The sequence below is a fragment of the Hydrogenovibrio halophilus DSM 15072 genome (genome assembly GCF_000384235.1).
GTDB classification, from domain to species: domain Bacteria; phylum Pseudomonadota; class Gammaproteobacteria; order Thiomicrospirales; family Thiomicrospiraceae; genus Hydrogenovibrio; species Hydrogenovibrio halophilus.
Genome location: NZ_KB913033.1, coordinates 1,229,580 through 1,248,877, shown reverse-complemented (window position 1 = coordinate 1,248,877; position 19,298 = coordinate 1,229,580). Strand labels below are relative to the sequence as shown.

General features: G+C 53.6%; 14 protein-coding genes. 10 read left to right on the top strand and 4 right to left on the bottom strand.

Annotation, left to right across the window (positions count from 1 at the left end; genetic code table 11):
• Positions 1-68 precede the first annotated feature (68 nt).
• The 4 genes from A377_RS12970 to A377_RS0105955 are packed head-to-tail and all read right to left on the bottom strand — an operon-like array spanning position 69 to position 4,832.
• Complete coding sequence (locus A377_RS12970; RefSeq protein WP_157760770.1) at positions 69-440, bottom strand: GtrA family protein; 372 nt, start codon at positions 438-440, stop codon at positions 69-71.
• The gene (locus A377_RS0105965; protein ID WP_019895315.1) at positions 437-1,411 is read right to left on the bottom strand and encodes a glycosyltransferase family 2 protein; all 975 of its coding nucleotides are present in this window, start codon (positions 1,409-1,411) and stop codon (positions 437-439) included. Before A377_RS0105965 ends, A377_RS12970 begins: the two co-directional genes overlap by 4 nt.
• Positions 1,412-1,419: 8 nt before the next feature.
• Complete coding sequence (locus tag A377_RS12035) at positions 1,420-3,420, bottom strand: DUF6311 domain-containing protein (protein WP_051083147.1); 2,001 nt, start codon at positions 3,418-3,420, stop codon at positions 1,420-1,422.
• A gap of 56 nt (positions 3,421-3,476) precedes the next feature.
• A complete protein-coding gene (locus A377_RS0105955; protein WP_051083146.1) occupies positions 3,477-4,832 on the bottom strand; it encodes an undecaprenyl-phosphate glucose phosphotransferase in 1,356 nt (451 codons plus the stop codon).
• A gap of 126 nt (positions 4,833-4,958) precedes the next feature.
• Here A377_RS0105955 and A377_RS0105950 point away from each other — a divergent pair, with 126 nt between their 5' ends.
• From A377_RS0105950 to A377_RS0105905, 10 genes are all read left to right on the top strand, one after another.
• On the top strand, positions 4,959-6,326 hold the full coding sequence (locus A377_RS0105950) for a phosphohexomutase domain-containing protein (RefSeq protein ID WP_019895311.1): 1,368 nt from the start codon (positions 4,959-4,961) through the stop codon (positions 6,324-6,326).
• Between the two features lie 63 nt (positions 6,327-6,389).
• Positions 6,390-7,784 (top strand): mannose-1-phosphate guanylyltransferase/mannose-6-phosphate isomerase, encoded by a 1,395-nt coding sequence (locus A377_RS0105945; protein ID WP_019895310.1) that lies wholly within the window; start codon positions 6,390-6,392, stop codon positions 7,782-7,784.
• A 9-nt stretch (positions 7,785-7,793) separates the two neighbouring features.
• Positions 7,794-8,969 (top strand): glycosyltransferase, encoded by a 1,176-nt coding sequence (locus A377_RS0105940; RefSeq protein ID WP_019895309.1) that lies wholly within the window; start codon positions 7,794-7,796, stop codon positions 8,967-8,969.
• Positions 8,963-9,748 (top strand): ABC transporter permease, encoded by a 786-nt coding sequence (locus A377_RS0105935; protein ID WP_019895308.1) that lies wholly within the window; start codon positions 8,963-8,965, stop codon positions 9,746-9,748. The genes A377_RS0105940 and A377_RS0105935 overlap by 7 nt, the downstream gene beginning before the upstream one ends.
• Positions 9,745-10,944 carry an ABC transporter ATP-binding protein gene (locus tag A377_RS0105930; protein ID WP_019895306.1) on the top strand — a complete coding sequence of 400 codons (1,200 nt, stop codon included), beginning with the start codon at positions 9,745-9,747 and terminating at the stop codon, positions 10,942-10,944. Before A377_RS0105935 ends, A377_RS0105930 begins: the two co-directional genes overlap by 4 nt.
• A complete protein-coding gene (locus A377_RS12030; RefSeq protein WP_083919112.1) occupies positions 10,941-12,185 on the top strand; it encodes a class I SAM-dependent methyltransferase in 1,245 nt (414 codons plus the stop codon). Before A377_RS0105930 ends, A377_RS12030 begins: the two co-directional genes overlap by 4 nt.
• Entirely contained in the window at positions 12,182-16,009 is a 3,828-nt protein-coding gene (locus A377_RS0105920) for a glycosyltransferase (RefSeq protein WP_019895303.1), read from the top strand. The genes A377_RS12030 and A377_RS0105920 overlap by 4 nt, the downstream gene beginning before the upstream one ends.
• Positions 16,006-17,064 carry a GDP-mannose 4,6-dehydratase gene (gmd, locus tag A377_RS0105915; protein WP_019895302.1) on the top strand — a complete coding sequence of 353 codons (1,059 nt, stop codon included), beginning with the start codon at positions 16,006-16,008 and terminating at the stop codon, positions 17,062-17,064. Before A377_RS0105920 ends, gmd begins: the two co-directional genes overlap by 4 nt.
• Before the next feature lie 2 nt (positions 17,065-17,066).
• Positions 17,067-17,963 carry an NAD-dependent epimerase/dehydratase family protein gene (locus A377_RS0105910; protein ID WP_019895301.1) on the top strand — a complete coding sequence of 299 codons (897 nt, stop codon included), beginning with the start codon at positions 17,067-17,069 and terminating at the stop codon, positions 17,961-17,963.
• 6 nt (positions 17,964-17,969) lie between these two features.
• A complete protein-coding gene (locus tag A377_RS0105905; protein WP_019895300.1) occupies positions 17,970-19,040 on the top strand; it encodes an acyltransferase family protein in 1,071 nt (356 codons plus the stop codon).
• The last annotated feature ends 258 nt before the right edge of the window (positions 19,041-19,298 follow it).

The following is a 19,298-nucleotide window of genomic DNA, read 5'->3' as shown; positions in this document are numbered from 1 at the left end:
AGCCAATTTCACACCTCAAACCTCAACAGGCGCTTCTAAGCAAAATCAAACGCACCAAACGCTTAGGGTCACAATCGAAATGACCATGCCTTATGAATGAAAAAGCTCAATACAGGACCAAAAATAATGACCAACAACAAACCAACCAAATAATGCCATCCCATCCACTCTGCCAAACCGGAAAGCGCAATCGTAAGAGCAAGTGACAAACTTGAAGCGCTCAAAAACCGTTGATAACTCTTAACACTCGGGGTGTGATCAAACGTGTAGCGACAATTCAGAAAGAAAGAGCCTGTATTCGCAACAAAAAAGCCTAATATATTTGCGAATACAGGATTCAAATAGAACGTTTCAATACCCCCGACCACGACTAGAGAGTGAACAGCGGTATTAAAAACACCGATTACACCAAAACGCATTGCCTGTTGATGGGTTTTCAAAATGAATCGGTCTTACTTTCAGGTTTATAAATATCCGCAATAATGTAAGAGGGCCGATTTTTAGACTCTATATAGACGCGGCCCAAATATTCACCGATAATACCAATACTGATCAATTGAATGCCACCCATAAAAAGGACAGCGACCATAATAGAAGGGTAGCCAGGCAAATCGGTTCCATAAATCAACGTGGTCGCAACAAGATAACTGGCATATAAAAACGACAGAAACGCAACAACAACACCAACATAAGTCCATATTTTCAAGGGAGAAATACTAAAGCTTGTGATACCTTCCAATGCCAGATTCCACAGTTTCCAGGTATTAAAACGTGTCTGGCCGTAGCTTCTTGGCTGGACATCATAAATCACCGTCGCTGTCCGAAACCCGACCCAGGCAAACAACCCCTTCATAAAGCGACGATTCTCAGGCAACTGGTTGAGCACACGCACCACTTTTTTATCCATAAGACGAAAATCCCCCACATCAGCCGGGATATTGATATCACTCAACTGATTATGAGCTTTGTAAAAAAGCCTGGCCGTCCATTTTTGCAGCCTGGTATCCGTATCACGGGTATTGCGTTTCGCCAAAACCACATCATACCCTTGCCGCCACAGTGCAACCATCTCGGATATGGTTGCAAAAGGATGCTGACCATCTGCATCAATAGGAATCACGGCATCGCCACCAGCCTCAGACAGTCCCGCAGTCAAAGCGGATTCTTTTCCAAAATTACGAGACAAGTCTATGACGGTCAGATCATCCCGCTCTTTCTGGATCTCAAGCAATGTTTTTAATGTTTGATCCTTAGATCCATCATTAACCGCAATCACCTCAAACCTGAGATCGGATTCCGCTTGTGCCAGGTCGGCCTTATCCAGTTCCTCAAAAAACGGAATGATATTCGCCTCCTCATTAAAGCAAGGCACAACCAGCTGTATCAAAAGAAAGCGTTCATGATTTTCCATAATTCCAACTATTTTAATCGTGTCAAAATGACTGAATGGATGTTTAATTCAGATGAGCGATCCACCTGCACCCGCAATTCTGCGGCTGAAATATCTTCTTCCAAAGAAACGTACATTTTGGCAAGAGTCTGATCCGAGGCAGTGTAAAGTGACGTGGTTGCATGAACTTTCTGCCCTCCCTGACTAACCAACTCTAAAACAGCACCCTCCACCGACGACGCCTGTCCCAGCAATTCAATTTTATAATCCCCGGCGACCATTGGGTAGTAAGGGCCATACATAAGCGTTTCAGACGTTTGGGTCGTTTTCAGCCCCCCTTTGTCAAAAACCCCTTTGATGGTAGAAAAGGTTTCATCATTAACCGGCAGTCTCACCGTTTGTTTACCGGCGGACTCTTTTTCAGTGCATATCCACAGAGACTCAGTGTCACGACAACGAACGGATTTCTCAGGTGGAAAAAACAACCTCAACCAATCGGCATCCGGATAAACCTGCTTAACAAACAAAAACGCGGACTGACTTCTCGCCGCTTTAATTTCATGCCCTTTATCTCGACAATTCGGTTTGAAGCGTGCAACATATCCTGTATTCAGGGTTTTCTCATGCGTTGCTGCCCACAACATGACTGGCAGCACCGTGTCATGCAAAGCCACCTGACCGGAACAACGAAACTTGGGATAGAAATAAACATTTTGAATGCCATTTAATTCGTTGTTTAACGTTTGCTCAGGTATTTTTTGTTCAGATTCTCTTTCAGCAACCGATTTAAGAAATTTCTGACGCTGATTCAAGTCCGCCAGCTGTATGGCCACGGCTCCCAGGATAAGCCAATGAGCAGGACCCGGATGATGCCTGGCCACCATCACGACAGCAAAAACCGTCAACCCATACCCGACAGGCCAGAAAAACCTCCCCGAAGCCCGAAACTGCTCAAACAATGGCTCCAGAACACCCGGATAATTAATATCAAAAAGATGAACGGTACCTAAATATACCTTATCCGACAACGCATACAAAGCAAACAACCCAAACAACAAAATAACCCAGCGATGACGGCGAACCCATTCCGGATCATACTTTCTTTGCAGATAAAAACCATAAATCAATAACAGTATTACACCAATGCCCAGATAGTTAAATCCTTCATACTGACCCGGCATTTCAGCATTTTGGATTCGAATGAAATCCCCACCATAAATAGGGGCCAGTATGTTCATCGAATAATACCCCCACCCAAAATCCTTACTGACCGCACCATCGGACAAAGGCAACAAAGTCAGCCAGAGACTGCTGAAAATGATCGCTATAGGCACAAAAAGCTGCCACAGACATTCTTTAAAACAACCCGATTGAGTCAACCGGGTCACAATGGTTGCAACATAAATGGCCAACACCATTGTAAAAATGTAAACATTGATATAAAAAGCGACGAAAAGAAGCAGCGTCCACATCCAAAAAGCATGACGGTTTTTGGCAGACATCAGGTACAGTGCGATCGCAAACAGAATCAGCCAGTGAGACATCAGAGAAATATGACCCAGCCTGGCCCCAAGAGCTGGAAAAACCAGAACAAACACCCCCAAAGCAAAAAGCGGTATCCAACCTTTCAAATCAGCTTGTCGATACAACACCCAAGCGCCGACCACAGAAAACAGATAAGACAGACCGACCCAGATACCAAAAGGGTTGAATGGATAAAAAGAACTCGGCACAAACAGCTTCAACAACACTGAATAAAGAGGAATCGCATCCACAAACGTCACACTGGTGCCATCCGGGGTATTAATGGACTCAATAGAGAGGATCGGAAACTGCCAAGGCTCATGAAAAAAGGCATTAAACCCTGCAATATACTGAGTGATATCCTGATCCTGTGCCTGCCAGAAACTCGACGTTCCCGCAAAAAAGTTCAACGGAAACAAGACCACCAGATAACAGACGGCCAAAACCAGCAATGCGATCAAGCCGTAAAAGCTTGAGGGCGAAGCGCTTCTCATATTAAAATCCATAATCGTTCATAAGGGGTCAAAAACCCCATTCCCTTAAAAAACCAACTGAAATTCACTTAACCCCCGCGCAGTGCAAACAAAGTCAACACCATAATCTTCAAATCCAGCCACAAAGACCAGTTCTTGATGTAATGCAGGTCAAACTCCACCCGTTTTTGCATCTTATCCAGTGTATCGGTTTCCCCACGCCAGCCGTTCACCTGCGCCCAGCCTGTAATCCCCGGCTTGACCAGATGACGCTGCATATAGCGAGGTACCAAGTCCCGATAAAGCTCATTATGCGCTTTCGCATGCGGTCGCGGTCCCACCACCGACATCCGCCCCTGCAACACATTATAAAACTGCGGTAATTCATCCAGGCTGGTCCGGCGCAAAAAACGCCCCACCGCTGTCACACGTGGATCATTGGCTTTGGCCTGCTCAACCTTCTCACCATTTTCCATTACCGTCATGGTCCGAAACTTATAGACTTTGATCTCACGCCCATCCATCCCGTAACGAACCTGCTTGAACAAAACCGGCCCCTGCGAAGACAGTTTTACCGCCACGCCGATCCCCAGCAGCAAAGGCCATAAAAAGCCAAACACCCATACCGACACCGCAACATCCAGCCCCCGCTTCAGCCACTGCGAGGTCAGTGAGGTCAGCGGCGAATCATACACACTGAATACCGGCAGCCCCTTCAAATCCACAAAGTGGCTGTGCATCAGATCAAACGCAAACAAATCCGGTACAAACTTCACCACCTTGGTCGAATCGGCCAACCCATCCATTAACGCTTTGATCTGAAGATCATCCTGTAACGGCAGGCAAATGAAGACCTCATCAAATGCCGACTGCATGGATGTGGACATCACCGAACTCAAAGAACCTAAATGCCTATAACCTTGATTTTGCAATGACGCAGGCAAGGGCGCATCATCAAAAAAACCGACTACCTGATAGCCCAGTCCGGGGGTGTTCTGCAATACATTTGCCAGAGTTTGTCCTACCCGGCCGGCCCCGCAAATCACCACCCGGCGCTGTTGACCGAAACGCCAGCGAACCAACCACACCCAAAAGTAAATCAACAACCGGTATCCGACCAGCCATAATAAAAAAACCAGCCACCAACCCAGCAAAACATCCAACGCAGCCAGACGACTGTCAAACCAAACACCCCATACCACCGCCGCCACCGACAGTGAAACCAAGGCCGACTGAAAAACCAGCCTCATAATGGTAAACGCCGAACGCCGCAACCACTGGCGATACACCCCGCTCAACTGAGCCACAATGACAAAAAAACCACCGTATAGAAAAGCCAGCCAGGCCCACGGCATCTCGCTTTTTAACCAGGCCTGGTCCAAAAACCAACCAAGCCCAATCAAAAAAGGCAGCAACAAATCCAATGCCCGCTGTAACCAAACCATTTCTATGCCTATGCCCTCGCGAAAACTTCGCCTTATCTTACCCACTAATTTCTTACATCACAATTTCAGCCCACAGCCAAAACGTTATAATGCGCACAGTAATCACAACTTCCAAAGGTCTGTTTTATGCCATCCATTCCCTGCTTCAAAGCCTATGACATCCGCGGCAAAGTGCCCGATCAACTCAATACCGACCTTGCCCACAAAATCGGCCTGGCCTACGCCAACCACCTGCAACCCAAAACCGTGGCCATCGGGCACGACATTCGTCTGGAAAGCCCGGAACTCGCCGAAGCGCTCACAAAGGGGCTGATTCAGGGCGGGGCCGATGTCTACGACCTTGGACTCTGCGGCACCGAAGAAATCTACTTCGCCACCTTTTATCACGGGTTTGACGGCGGCATTATGGTCACCGCCAGCCACAACCCAAAAGGTTACAACGGCATGAAGCTGGTCACAGAAGGCGCACGCCCGATCTCCGGCGACACCGGACTCAAGGCGATTGCCCAACGCATCGAAGACCAAGCGCTTACCCCAGCCGCCAAACCGGGCCAGCACCACGCCCTGCCTGATAAAACCGCCTACATTCAGCACCTGCTCGGCTACGTAACGCCCCAAACCCTCAAACGTCAGAAAATCGTCTTCAATTGCGGCAATGGCTCAGCCGCCGCCATGATCGAATCATTGATCAGCCAACTTCCCATTGACCCTATTTATCTGCACTGCGAGCCAGACGGCCACTTCCCCAATGGCGTTCCCAACCCGCTTTTGCACGAAAACCGTCAGGAAACAGCACAAGCCGTTGTGCAACATCAGGCCGACTTTGGCGTCGCCTGGGACGGCGACTTCGACCGCTGTTTTCTGTTTGATGAAAAAGGCCAGTTCATCGAAGGTTACTACCTGGTCGGGCTCATTGCCGAGCGCCTGCTTCAAGACCATCCCGGTGAAAAAATCCTGCACGATCCTCGCCTCACCTGGAACACCATCGAGCTGGTCGAAAAAGCCGGCGGCCTTCCCATCGAATCCAAAACCGGCCACGCCTTCATCAAAGAACGCATGCGCAAAGAAAACGCCCTCTACGGCGGTGAAATGTCCTCACACCATTATTTCAGAGACTTCACCTACTGCGATTCCGGCATGATTCCGTGGCTGTTGATCATGCAACAACTCAGCGACACCCAACAACCGCTTTCCCGACTGGTGGCGCACTGCCAGAAAGCCTACCCGTGCAGTGGCGAAATCAACCACACCGTCGCCGACATTCCCGCCACACTGGCCGCCATTCAAACCCACTTTCAGGGACAAGCGCCCAGCATCAGTCAGATCGATGGTCTCAGTCTGGATTTTGATTCCTGGCGTCTGAATGTTCGCGCCTCCAACACCGAACCACTGCTGCGTATCAACATTGAAACCCGAGGCAATGCCGATCTGGTGCAGGAAAAGTTAAAAGAAGTCGAAGCCATTATCCAGCAAACCAAGCGTGAGTCGTCATAAAGCGACGAACAGCTATGCTATAATTTACCGATCATTTTCCATGTCGAGACAAAGGGTAAAAACGTGATCACCAACCTGATCCTTTGTGGCGGATCCGGCACCCGGCTCTGGCCTCTGAGTCGCAAACACCTGCCCAAACAATTCGTCAAGCTTTTTGACCAGAAATCGCTGTTTCAGAAAACCATAGCGCGCAACCATACTCTGGTCGATGAGTTCATCATCATGACCAACGAAGCGCATTATTTCATCATCAAAGACCAGCTCGAAGAAATCGGCATCACCGATGCGCGCTTTATTCTGGAACCGGTCGGGCGTAACACGGCCCCCGCCATTGCGTTGGCCGCCATGTCCCTGAGCCCCGAAGATCGCATGTTTGTCACCCCCTCCGATCATTTGATTGAGGACCCTGAGGCCTACCAACAAGCCGTGGAGCAAGCCCTGAGTGTGGCCGACACCCCCCAAATGGTCACCTTCGGCATTCGTCCCCATGCAGCGGAAACCGGCTTTGGCTACATCGAACACGACGGCCAGACCGTGCTCTCCTTCAAAGAAAAGCCCGACCAAGTCACTGCTCAGAGCTATCTGGACAGCGGGCACTACCTATGGAACAGCGGCATGTTCTGCTTTCAGGTCAATCATGTGTTGGATCAACTGCAACAGCACGCACCGGACATCCACAGCGCCTGCCAGAAAGCCCTGAAAACCGCCAAAACCGACGCAAACGGACTGGTTCGGATTGACCTCGAAGCCATGCAAGCCATTCCTGACGAAAGCATTGACTACGCATTGATGGAAAAATCCGATCAGATTGCGGTCATTCCTGCCGACATGGACTGGTCCGACATGGGCAGCTTCGACAGCCTGTATGAAGAAATCGACAAAGACGATCAGGGCAATGCCGTTCTTGAACGCGGTCAAAACACCTTTCCCTCACTCAACTTCAACAGCCGCAACAACCTGATCATCAGCCGCAACCACACCATTGCCACCGTCGATGTCGACGACCTGATCATTGTCGACACCACCGACGCCCTGCTCATCACCAAACGCGGACACAGCCAGAACGTCAAACAAGTCGTGGCCGAACTCAAACGCCACAATTCCGAACTCACCGAACTGCATCAACTGGTCTATCGCCCCTGGGGGTCTTACGAAACCCTGATGAGCACAAGCGAATACAAACTCAAACGCATCATTGTCCATCCGGGCAAAAAGCTGTCTTTACAGAAGCACCTGCACCGAAGCGAGCATTGGGTCGTTGTCAGTGGCACCGCCCATGTGCAAGTCGGCGAACAGATTCAGATGCTGCGCAGCAATGAATCCACATACATCCCCATTGGCGAAAAACACCGTCTGGCAAACCACGGCAAGGTCGACCTGGTGGTGATGGAAGTGCAGGTAGGCGAATACACCGGCGAAGACGACATCATTCGCTATGATGATGATTTTGGACGTTAACAACGCCTTATGCATTTAGCCCCTCATCCCAAGCCAGCCCATCCCGACCCGGAATTCGGGCGCATTGTGATTGTCCATGACTGGCTCACAGCCAAAGGGGGGGCCGAATTTGTTCTCCAGACATTACTGGAAATGTTTCCCGAAGCTGACCTAGTGACACTGGTTGACACCCTCCCGGACCGGGACAGACACTGGCTTGGCAACACCCCGGTTTATCACTACAATCATTGGTTAACCCGACATTTTGCCAAACGCTATCGCTGGTTTCTTCCGTTAATGCCCCGGTGGATCGAGAACATTGACCTGAGCGACTATGACCTGATCATCTCCAGCTCACACACCGTTGCCAAAGGCGTGATCGCCCACCCGCACCAAACACACCTGGCCTACATATACTCGCCCATGCGCCACGCCTGGGACCTCTCGTTCGCCCACTTTCGGGACGGCTCGTTTGGCAAAGGCCTCAAAGCCTGGTTGATTCGACGCTGGCTGCACCGTTTCCGAATCTGGGACAGCGTCAGTTTTATGCGACCGGACAAAGTCATTGCCACCTCCCACTTCATCCGCAAGCGGTTGCAACACGTAGCCAACCTGACCACACCGGTTGTCTACCCACCGGTTCCAAAACGCGAACCCGTTGCCACGCCAGCTCCCATGCTGAACTACTACCTGATCGTTTCGCGTCTGGTGCCCTACAAAAGCATTGATCGAATCATCGCAGCATTCAATAAAATGCCAGACAAGACGTTGATTGTGATCGGTTCCGGACCACAAACCGAATCACTCAAAAATCTGGCCCAACCCAATACCCATTTTCTGGGCTACCTTGAGGACGACGAAGTCACCCGCTGGATGCAATACGCCAAAGCATTTGTCCACATGGCCACCGAAGATTTCGGCATCGCCCCGCTCGAAGCCCAATCGCTCGGCACCCCGGTGATTGGCTATGCCCATGGCGCACTCAGTGAAACCATTCGTGACCTGGACTGCCATGAGTCCCCCAGTGGCGTGCTGTTCCACAGCCAGACACCCCAGGCGCTCCAGCAAGCCGTACAAAAATTTGAAACACAATCGCAGATAACTCAAGATGCCTGCAAAGCCAATGCCGAGCGTTTTTCTCAAGCACGTTTCAAAGCCCAATTTCGACAGCAACTGACCCAACAGGGACGCTCCCCCAAATGCTGAAAAGTTTATGGCATTATCGCGCCTACATTTTAAGCGCCATTCACAGTGACCTGAGACAGCGCGTCATCCGCAGCAAAATCGGCTTTTTCTGGATGCTGGTCCAACCGCTGGTCATGGCGCTGATATACGCATTGATTCTGTCAAACATTCTCAGCGCCAAACTCGAAGGCGTCGATTCCGCCTACGCCTACCCGGTTTACCTCATGGCTGGCATCGTCGGCTGGAGCATTTTTGCCGAAACCCTGTCCAAATCCCTGACCATGTTCATCGACCACGCCCAACAAATCCAAAAACTCATTATGCCCCGCGCCGTCATCCCCATTGTCGTCATCGGACAAACCGCTGTCACTGGCATCCTGCTGGCCGCGGCCGTCACCCTGGTCATCGCCTTCATTGACCATCCTCTGACTCTACAGCTGTTTTGGCTGCCTTTGCTGGTCATCCTGACCTTGATGCTGGCCTCCTCTCTGGGGCTCATACTGGGACTGCTCAACGTGTTTTTCCGTGACATCGGTCAACTCATTCCCGTGCTTCTGCAAATCGGCTTCTGGCTCACCCCCATTGTGTATATGGTGTCCATCCTCCCCCAAAAGTACCAGGCCTGGTTACAGTACAACCCCATGACACATTTGGTGGCCACCTACCAGCAGATTTTTGTTTATGGCAACGCGCCCTCCCTGACCACACTCGGCGTTTGGGCGGGTGCCATCGTACTTTTCTACACACTTGGCTTCCTGCTTTATCGCCGAGTGGCCGCAGAAATGGTGGAAGAGCTATGAGCATTCAAATCAGCCAGCTCACCAAACGCTACACCCGCTATGCCTCCGGCTGGCACCGCATCCTCAAATGGCTGGGCTTTCAGCCCCGACCAGCCAGCGTCCATACCGTGATCGAAGACATCAGCTTCTCTCTCCCCGGTGGTCAGGCACTGGCGCTGGTCGGCCAGAACGGGGCCGGCAAAAGCACCCTGTTAAAAATGATTGCCGGCACCCTTCCCCCGACCTACGGTACCGTTGCCTTCCAGGGACGGGTCGCCGCCATACTCGAACTCAGCCTTGGCTTTCACCCCGAATTTACCGGTCGCGAAAATGCCCTGCACGCCTTGAAAATGCTGGGCCTGCCCCAGCCGGAATCCCTGCTTCAAGACGTTCGCACTTTCAGTGAACTGGGCGATTTTTTCGAACAGCCTCTGCGCACCTACTCCAGCGGCATGCAGATGCGTCTGGCGTTTTCCGCCGTCACCGCCGTGCGTCCCGACATCCTCATCATCGACGAAGCGCTGTCCGTGGGCGACAGCTACTTTCAGCACAAAAGCTTCGACCGTATCCGCCAGTTCAAACAACAGGGCACCACGTTATTATTTGTCTCGCACGACAAATCTGCCGTGCTCGAACTCTGCGACCGCGCCCTACTGATTGACCAGGGTCGACTGGCCATGGACGGTGACCCCGCCGATGTCATGGACTACTACAACGCGCTGGTGGCACAAAAAGAAGACCACGCCCTGATCGAACATGCCAGCGACAACCAAACCCGATCCGGCAGCAAAGAAGTGACCATCGACCGGGTGCAACTGCTTGACCGGAACCTGCAACCGGTTGAGCAAATCAGCGTCGGCCAGGCCGTCACCTTGCGCCTGAAACTTTCAGCCCATCAGACCACCCCAGACATCACCATCGGACTGCTGATCAAAAACCGCGTCGGCCACGACGTTTTCGGCACCAACACCTTTCACCTCGGTCACCCCCTCAACTTGCAGCCGGGTAAATCGCAACACATCGACTTCGCCTTTCCCGCCAACCTCGGCCCGGGCAGCTATTCGGTCACCGTCGCTGTACATCGACACGCCAGCCACCTGCATGGTAATATCGACTGGTTTGACCGGGCACTGGTGTTCGAAGTGCATAACACCCACCACCCCGAATTCATCGGCACCGCCTGGCTGCCCACAACCACAAGCATCCCAAAATTATGAGCGACTTTTACCGACACCTTGAAGACACCTTCCGCGGTTCTCGTGAAAGCATTGCCCAGCGCCTGGAAGCTTACCTTCCCCTGGTTAAGGCTCTGCAGGCAAACTTCCCAGAGCCCAGAGCACTTGATTTGGGATGCGGAAGAGGCGAATGGTTACAATGGCTTGCAACACACCGAATTTCCGGAGAAGGCGTTGACCTTGACCCCTCCATGCTGCAAGCCTGTTGGGACAAAAAACTGAGGGCACACCAGAAAGAAGCCCTGACCTTTCTCCAACAACAACCCGACAACCACTTCCATTTCATTTCAGCTTTCCATCTGATCGAACACCTGTCTTTTGAACAGCTCCAGGCGTTGTTCGCGGAAATGGAACGTGTGCTCGCGCCTGGCGGCATCATCCTGCTTGAAACCCCAAACCCGGAAAACCTGACGGTCGCCACCAATAGCTTTTATCTGGACCCCACCCATGAAAAGCCTTTGCCACCAGACCTGATCGCGTTCATGGCGAGGCATTATCGCCTGACAAACCCCTACATACTTCGCCTGGACAATTACGGCGCTCTGACACCCGACCAACCCATTGCACTGTTTGACGTGTTTTATCATGTCAGCCCCGATTACGCGCTGCTGGCCCAAAAACCCACTGATGAATCAGCCCTCATTGATTTCGAGAAAGCTTTTCAGCTGACAAACGGTCACACACTGGCTGATTTAATCGACCGCCATGAACAATGGCTCGGAAACACCCACCGGCACTTCCAGCAAGTTCTGGCGACTCAAGCCCAACAACTGGAACAGCTTAACAATGAGCAACAGCGCACCCATCAGACCCTGAGCGCACAAATCCACAAGCTGGAAAAGCTCGACAGCGACTGCAGACAATTACTCAACAGTCGCTCCTGGCGCTGGACAGCGCCTCTGAGACAACTGACTCGCCACTTACGTCAGCTCAAACACTGGTTCATGGTTCAGCGCCCATCATTAAACCTGCGCACACGAATAAACAACAAAGGGCGGCGCCTGCTTCACTTAACCAAATCCAAAATTCTGGATCGCAACCCCAGGCTGAAAAAAACAGCCTGGTCATTACTGGAGCGGCTGCCAGGTCTCAAAACACGTTTGTTTCGACTTTACCTCGGTCATCAACCGCCACCGCAAAACCAGCATGACCTCTTGCCTGGACGCGCCCAAAATCTTTACCAGACAATGACTCAAAAACAACCCCGTCAGGATCGCCAATGAAGCTCGTCATCGACCTACAAGGCATGCAATCCGAAAGCCGCTTTCGCGGCATCGGCCGCTATGTCAAAGCCCTGATCGAACACCTGATTCGTACCAATGCGGCACAACACCAACTCTACCTGCTCGTCAACAGCCACCTCAGCGAATCCACGTTACAGATCGATCAAATGTTCTCCTCCCACCCAAGCGTGACACTGTTGCGCTGGCAAGGGCCTTCTCCTCTGGCCGAAAGCGACCCGGCCAACCTGCCGCGCCGTCAGTGCGCCCTGGCCACAAGGCGTGAACGCATTCTTTCCATTTCGCCTGACCTGTGTTTTATCCCCAGTCTGTTTGAAGGTTTTTTTGATGAAGTCGCGGTGTCAGTCAGCGACCTGGAACAGGCTGGCATACCCTGTGTCGTCACCGCCTTTGACCTGATCCCATACCTGCACCCCGCCACCTACCTTAACGACATCCCGGGGTTTCGGGCCTTTTACCTCGACAAACTCGAACACCTGCGCACGGCCTCTGGCTGGTTGGCAATCTCCGACTCCAGCGCCAACGAACTGACCCAACACTTAAACCTGCCGCCCGAACGCATTCAGACCACCCATTTGGGGTTCGATGCCGTCTTTCAACCAGCCACAAAGGCACGCAAATCCGACAACATTGCGTCATACCCAATCACCGCCCCCTTTTTCATATACAGCGGCGGGGCCGACAAACGCAAAAACCTGCCAAAACTGATCGAAGCCTTCGCCCGGCTCTCAGGCAAAGCGCAAAACACCCAACTGGTACTGGTAGGAAAAATACACCCGGAAGTACAGCATCAGCTCATTCAGCATGGCGAACAACACGGGCTTTCGTCCGAGCGCCTGATATTTACCGGCTATGTTTCCGATTCAACACTGGCCGAACTCTACCAGACCTGTCTGGGCTTCGTATTCCCCAGCTGGCATGAAGGCTTCGGCCTGCCTGCGCTGGAAGCCATGGCCTGCCACGCCCCGGTCCTCGTCGCCGACGCCACCTCGTTGCCCGAGGTCATGGACCAGCCCGACGCCCGATTCGACCCCTTTGACGCCCGGGACATCGCTGCCAAAATGCAACGTCTGCATGACGACGACGCTTTCCGCCAACAGCTCAAGGATCACGGCCTGGCGCGTGCGCAGTCATTTAACTGGACCCGGACCGCCCAGCAGACCTGGCAACATCTCGAACAGACGGCCCAATGTCAAAAACGTCCCGACCACACAACCAACCCTGACAACCCCACGCTGGCGTTTGTCACACCATTACCCCCTCAACAGACCGGCATTGCCACCTACAGCGCCGAGTTACTGAAAGAATTGAAGCGGTATTTTGCCATTACCCTGATCAACGACGGAGCCGAACCGCAACTGCCCGAATCCCTCGCCACCCTTCCCATTCAGGACAGCGACTGGTTTGAATGCCATGCCCCGGATTTTGACTATCGTGTTTATCAGGTTGGCAACTCCTCCTTTCATCGCAACATGCCCAACTGGATTTCCCGCTTCCCCGGCACCGTTGTTTTACACGACTTTTTTCTGGGCGGCCTCTACAGCAGCCTCGAAGCCACCTCGAACACAACCATGAGCGAGTGGGACAATACACTGCATCACGCCCACGGTTATGCTGCAATCATGGCCAGAAAATGCCCACAACCCAGCCAAAAAAGCCGTCTGAGCGACACCGAAATCATGCAGCGCTACCCCGGTAACCTTGCCCTGCTCGAAGACGCCGGCAATGTCATCGTTCATGCCGACTTCCCCAAAAAACTCTACCAGGCGTTCTACCATCGCCAACCGCCCAATCACTGGCACACCATTCCGCTCGTGCGAACGCCACAAGTGTTTCCGGACAAAACGACCGCTCGGCAAACCCTTAACCTCCCCCAGGCGGATCTCGTGGTCTGCAGCTTTGGCGTGCTCGCCCCCAGTAAATTCAACCTGCGCCTGGCTCAACTGTGGCAAACCCACCAGATCGGTCAACGCGCACAATTGATCTTTGTCGGCAAACACGTGCTTCCAGACTATCAGGCGGCGCTCGAAGACATTCAGGCCCAGGACCCCAGCATCTCCGTCACCGGCTGGGTCGATGACCACACCTACCAAAACCATCTGGCCGCCGCAGACATCGCTGTACAGCTGCGCACCGACACCCGCGGAGAAACCTCTGCGGCTGTTCTGGATGCCATGAACGCCGGACTGCCCACACTGATCAACCGCAACGGCACCATGGCCGAGCTGCCCGAAGACAGCGTCTCCGCCATCCGGGACGACTTCACCGACCAGGAACTGATCACAGCCTTAAACCAACTGCTTGACTCCCCGCAACAACGGCAACACCTCAGCGACCGGGCACGCCAGCACATCCGGACTCACCACCACCCTGAACATTGCGCCCGGGCCTACAGAAAAGCCATCACCGAAGCACCTGAGCACCCAAATCAAAGGCTACTCAACACACTGCAGCAACTGCCAGCCAAAACCTGGCCAGCACTGTCCGACACAGACCTCAAACAATGGGCCTTGACATTAAACCAGACCTTTACGCCGGCACGGATGCGCCCGGTCATACACATCGATGCCACCGCCACCTTCAGCCACAATCACAAAACCGGCATCGAACGTTACGCCATCCGTCTCATCGAAAGCCTGATCGAAAACACCCCTGCCGATTACGAACTCAAACTGGTCAAACTCTGTGAACACAACGGCCAGTGGCGCTACCGAAGCGCCCACACCGACTGGCTTGCACTGCACTGCCCCAGCTCGCAAAGGGCCGACGACGCCTCAGGTGAAGAATGGATCGCCCCGCAGCCGGGCGACCAACTCGTCACCATGGACCTGGCCATGCACCAGCACTTTCAGGCCCACCAACAGGGCCTGTACCAGCAATGGCAAGCACAAGGCGCGCAATTGCACGCCACCGTATTTGACCTGTTGCCCATCCAGCTGCCCGACTGTTTTCCTCCCGGCACAGACCGGGTTTTTGAACGCTGGCTGAGCATGACCCAAAGCTTCGATGGCCTGTTCACCATATCCGATACCGTCGCCAGTCAGATTCATGACTGGCTTGACCGACAGACAACGGATACGAACGCTCGTCCCGTCATCACGCCTTTGCCCCTTGGCAGTGACTTGGCGAACGATGCCTCCACCGATCCGGCGACGCAACCGAATGCCACCGGCCTTGACGTTCCCTTGCCACCGGATTTTTTCCTGACCGTCGGCACCATTGAACCACGCAAAGGTCACCTCGATGTATTGCAGGCATTCGAAACCCTCTGGCAGGACGCAACGCCTGATCAGACATCACCAGGCCTGGTCATTGTCGGGCAACTGGGTTGGCAATCTCTGCCCGGGCAACAACAACGCAACCTGCCCCAAATCCATGCAAGGCTCAAAGAAATGGTCAAGCGTTATCCCGACCGCTGTGTCTGGCTGACCGACGTCAATGACCGCCAACTGCAAACCCTCTACCGTCAGGCCTGGGGCCTGATCGCACCCAGTCTGGGCGAAGGCTTGGGTCTGCCCCTGCTCGAGGCCATGCAGGCTGGCCTGCCCATTCTGGCGCGCGACCTGCCGGTTTTCCGCGAAATCGCCAACGACCATGCCCGTTTTTTCGATCAGGACAAACCCGAGCAAAACCTTTACAATAGTCTCAAACACTGGTCAGCACAGCCCCCTACGCCCTCCGATCCCAAAGCGATGGCTCAAAAGCTGGCGACCTACCGCTGGCAAAATACCGCCAGAATCTGGCTGGAAACACTGTCCAAAGACACAAACCAGAACACAAACCAAAAGACAAACAGACAACCATGACCCAACAGACACCTTCTACCTCAAAAACCGCCGTCGTCACCGGCATCACCGGTCAGGACGGCGCTTATCTGGCCGAACTGCTTCTGCAGAAAGGCTACCAGGTTTATGGCACCTATCGCCGCACCAGCTCGGTCAACTTCTGGCGCATTCAGGCACTGGGCATCGACACCCACCCCAACCTGCATCTGATCGAATTCGACCTCACCGATCAGTCCAGCGCCATCCGCCTGATTGAACGCAGTCAGCCGGACGAAGTCTACAATCTCGCCGCCCAGAGCTTTGTCGGCGTCTCATTTGACCAGCCATTGGCCACCGCACACATTACCGGCCTGGGTGCCGTGCACCTGCTCGAAGCCATCCGCCTGCTCAACCCCGACATCCGTTTCTACCAGGCCTCCACCTCCGAAATGTTCGGTCAGGTCCAGGCCATCCCCCAAACCGAAGACACCCCGTTTTACCCACGCAGCCCCTATGGCGTGGCCAAACTCTACGCCCACTGGATGACCATCAACTACCGCGAATCCTACAACATCTTTGCCAGCAGCGGCATCCTGTTCAACCACGAATCGCCCCTGCGCGGCAAAGAATTCGTCACCCGCAAAATCACCGACAGCGTTGCCAAAATCAAACTGGGCAAACTCGACCTGCTCGAACTGGGCAACATGGACGCCAAGCGCGACTGGGGCTACGCCAGAGAATACGTCGAAGGCATGTGGCGAATGTTGCAGGCCAGTCGCCCTGACACCTACGTTCTGGCCACCAACCGCACCGAAACCGTGCGTGACTTTGTCCGCATGGCCTTCAAAGCGGCCGACATCGAACTGGCCTTCAGCGGACAGGGCGAAAACGAAATCGCCAAGGACACCAGCACAGGCCAGACCCTCGTGCGGGTCAACCCCGCCTTCTATCGTCCGGCCGAAGTCGACCTGCTCATCGGCGACCCCAAAAAAGCCAGAGACGAACTGGGCTGGTCGCCGCAAACCGACCTGGAAACCCTTTGCCGGTTAATGGTCGAACACGACCTGGACCGAAACCGACACGGAAACACCTTTTAACCATGCGCGTGCTGATCACAGGGGCGGGCGGCTTTACCGGCCAACACCTGATGCCCCATCTCACCAACGCCGGGCATCAGGTTTCCGGTCTGACACGGACGCACAGACCCACACAACCCTCGCTTCATGCCTGCGACCTGACCGACGCCGAGACCACCCGCGCCATCATCCAGGACCTTCAGCCCCAAGCGGTCATCCATCTGGCCGGGCGCGCCTTCGCCGCCGAAGCAGACACTTTGGGCTATTATCGCCACAATGTCATCGCCACCGAAAACCTGCTCAACGCCCTCACCCTGATCCCGCGTCCCAAACGCGTCCTTCTGGCCAGCAGCGCCACCGTCTACGGCCATCAGGGCCTGGCACAGCTCAGCGAAACCCTCTGCCCCAAACCGGCTGGCCACTATGGCATCAGCAAGCTCGCCATGGAACAATTGGGCGCAAGCCATCAGTCCCGACTGCCCATCGTATTCACCCGGCCCTTCAACTACACAGGCCCCGGTCAGGCAGAGCACTTCCTGATCCCCAAAATGGTGGCCCATTTTCAAACCCACCAGAGCGAAATCGCTCTGGGCAACACCCAGGTGGCACGCGAATTCAACGACATCCGCGACGTGTGCCGCTGGTACCAGGCCCTGCTGGAAGCCCCGGCACTGCCTCACACCCACTACAACCTGGCCAGCGGCAACGCCATACAACTGCACGACATCATCGAACACCTCAACGCTCTGTCCGGCTACCGCATTCGCATTCAGACCGACCCGGCACTGCAACGCAAAAACGACCTGCCCGTTTTAACCGGTGATCCCAGTCGGCTCGAAACACTCATCGATGCCCCCCTGACCCAACACCGCATCCACGACACCCTGAAGTGGATGCTCAACCAGACTGAAACCACCTGAATCACCATGCTGGGACACATCCGTTTTTTTCTGGCGCTCGCGGTCATGCTCTCTCATTACCCCGGTGCGCAACTCAAATTCAACATCGGCGTCATGGCCGTCATCGGTTTCTACACCATCAGCGGCTACCTCATGCACAAAAGCTACCAGCGTTTTCAGCAACGCAGCGCCACCCCCTTGCGTGCCTTCTATATTGACCGGGCCTTCAAGCTGCTGCCCATCTACCTCATTCTGGTGTTAAGCAGTTTCGCCATCGTCAACCTGGGCCAACCCGTGGCCGGACTCCAAGTCCTCAACCAACCCTGGGAGCTTGACCGACTTTTTTTCAATCTGGCCCTGCTTCCGGTCAATTATGTCTTTGACCCTTTCACTCTCCAGTCCGTTTTGCCACACCCCATTATTCCGCCTGCCTGGTCCCTGGCCACCGAATTTCACTATTACTTGCTGTTGCCATTGCTCTTTCTGCTGCCCCAACCGGCACTGATCGCGATTTTCAGCATCTCTTTCCTGCTGCAGCTCATTAGCGTCAGCGGCTGGACACACTGGCCCGCCGACAGTCTGGGTTACCGTTATCTTCCCGGGGTGCTGCTGTTTTTCCTCTTTGGCCACCTGTTGGCAAATACCACCCAGTCCACCCGGCCCACCATCACAAAAAACCGTTTGCTATTCCTGTGGCTGGCTATCTGGCTGGCCGCCTGGATCGGCTTTGGCCCGGTCGCCACATGGGGTCAGGTCGCCTGGCAACAGGAAGTCTGGATCGCAGCCCTTCTTCTGCCCCTGCTGCACCCGTTTCTGAAAAAAGCCACCAATCGACGCTGGCAGCACACACAACCGCCCAACCGACTCAAGACCGACCGTTTCCTGGGCAACCTCGCCTACCCACTGTTTCTCAGCCACTTTGTCTGCTTCTACGCAACCGGCCAGTTCCTGCCCTTGACCAGTCCCGGTGCCTGGTGGGCAGGCCTGGTCATGGCCCTGCTCCTTTCCACCCTCCTCGCACGAATGCAAACCACTCTCGACCGCTACCGAATCCATTACCGCGGCTTCCAGAGTCTCAGAACCCGACCAACCCCATAAAAAATGCTTGAACCCCGGAAAATGCATTTAATAAAACTTTCGTCAAAAAGTATTGACACTTATTCGACAAGGTATATCATTGGTTTTACATTAGGATGCACACCCGATGTGAGGCGTCTGAACCTCCATTCAAGCAACCAACCGGGATTCTCTCTTGACAAACTCGCACACTGTTGCAAAATTGCAACAGAACAAAGGTTGTTTTGAATTGAAAAATTTTAAGTTGACCGCGCCCAACTGGGTGTTAAAATACGAATC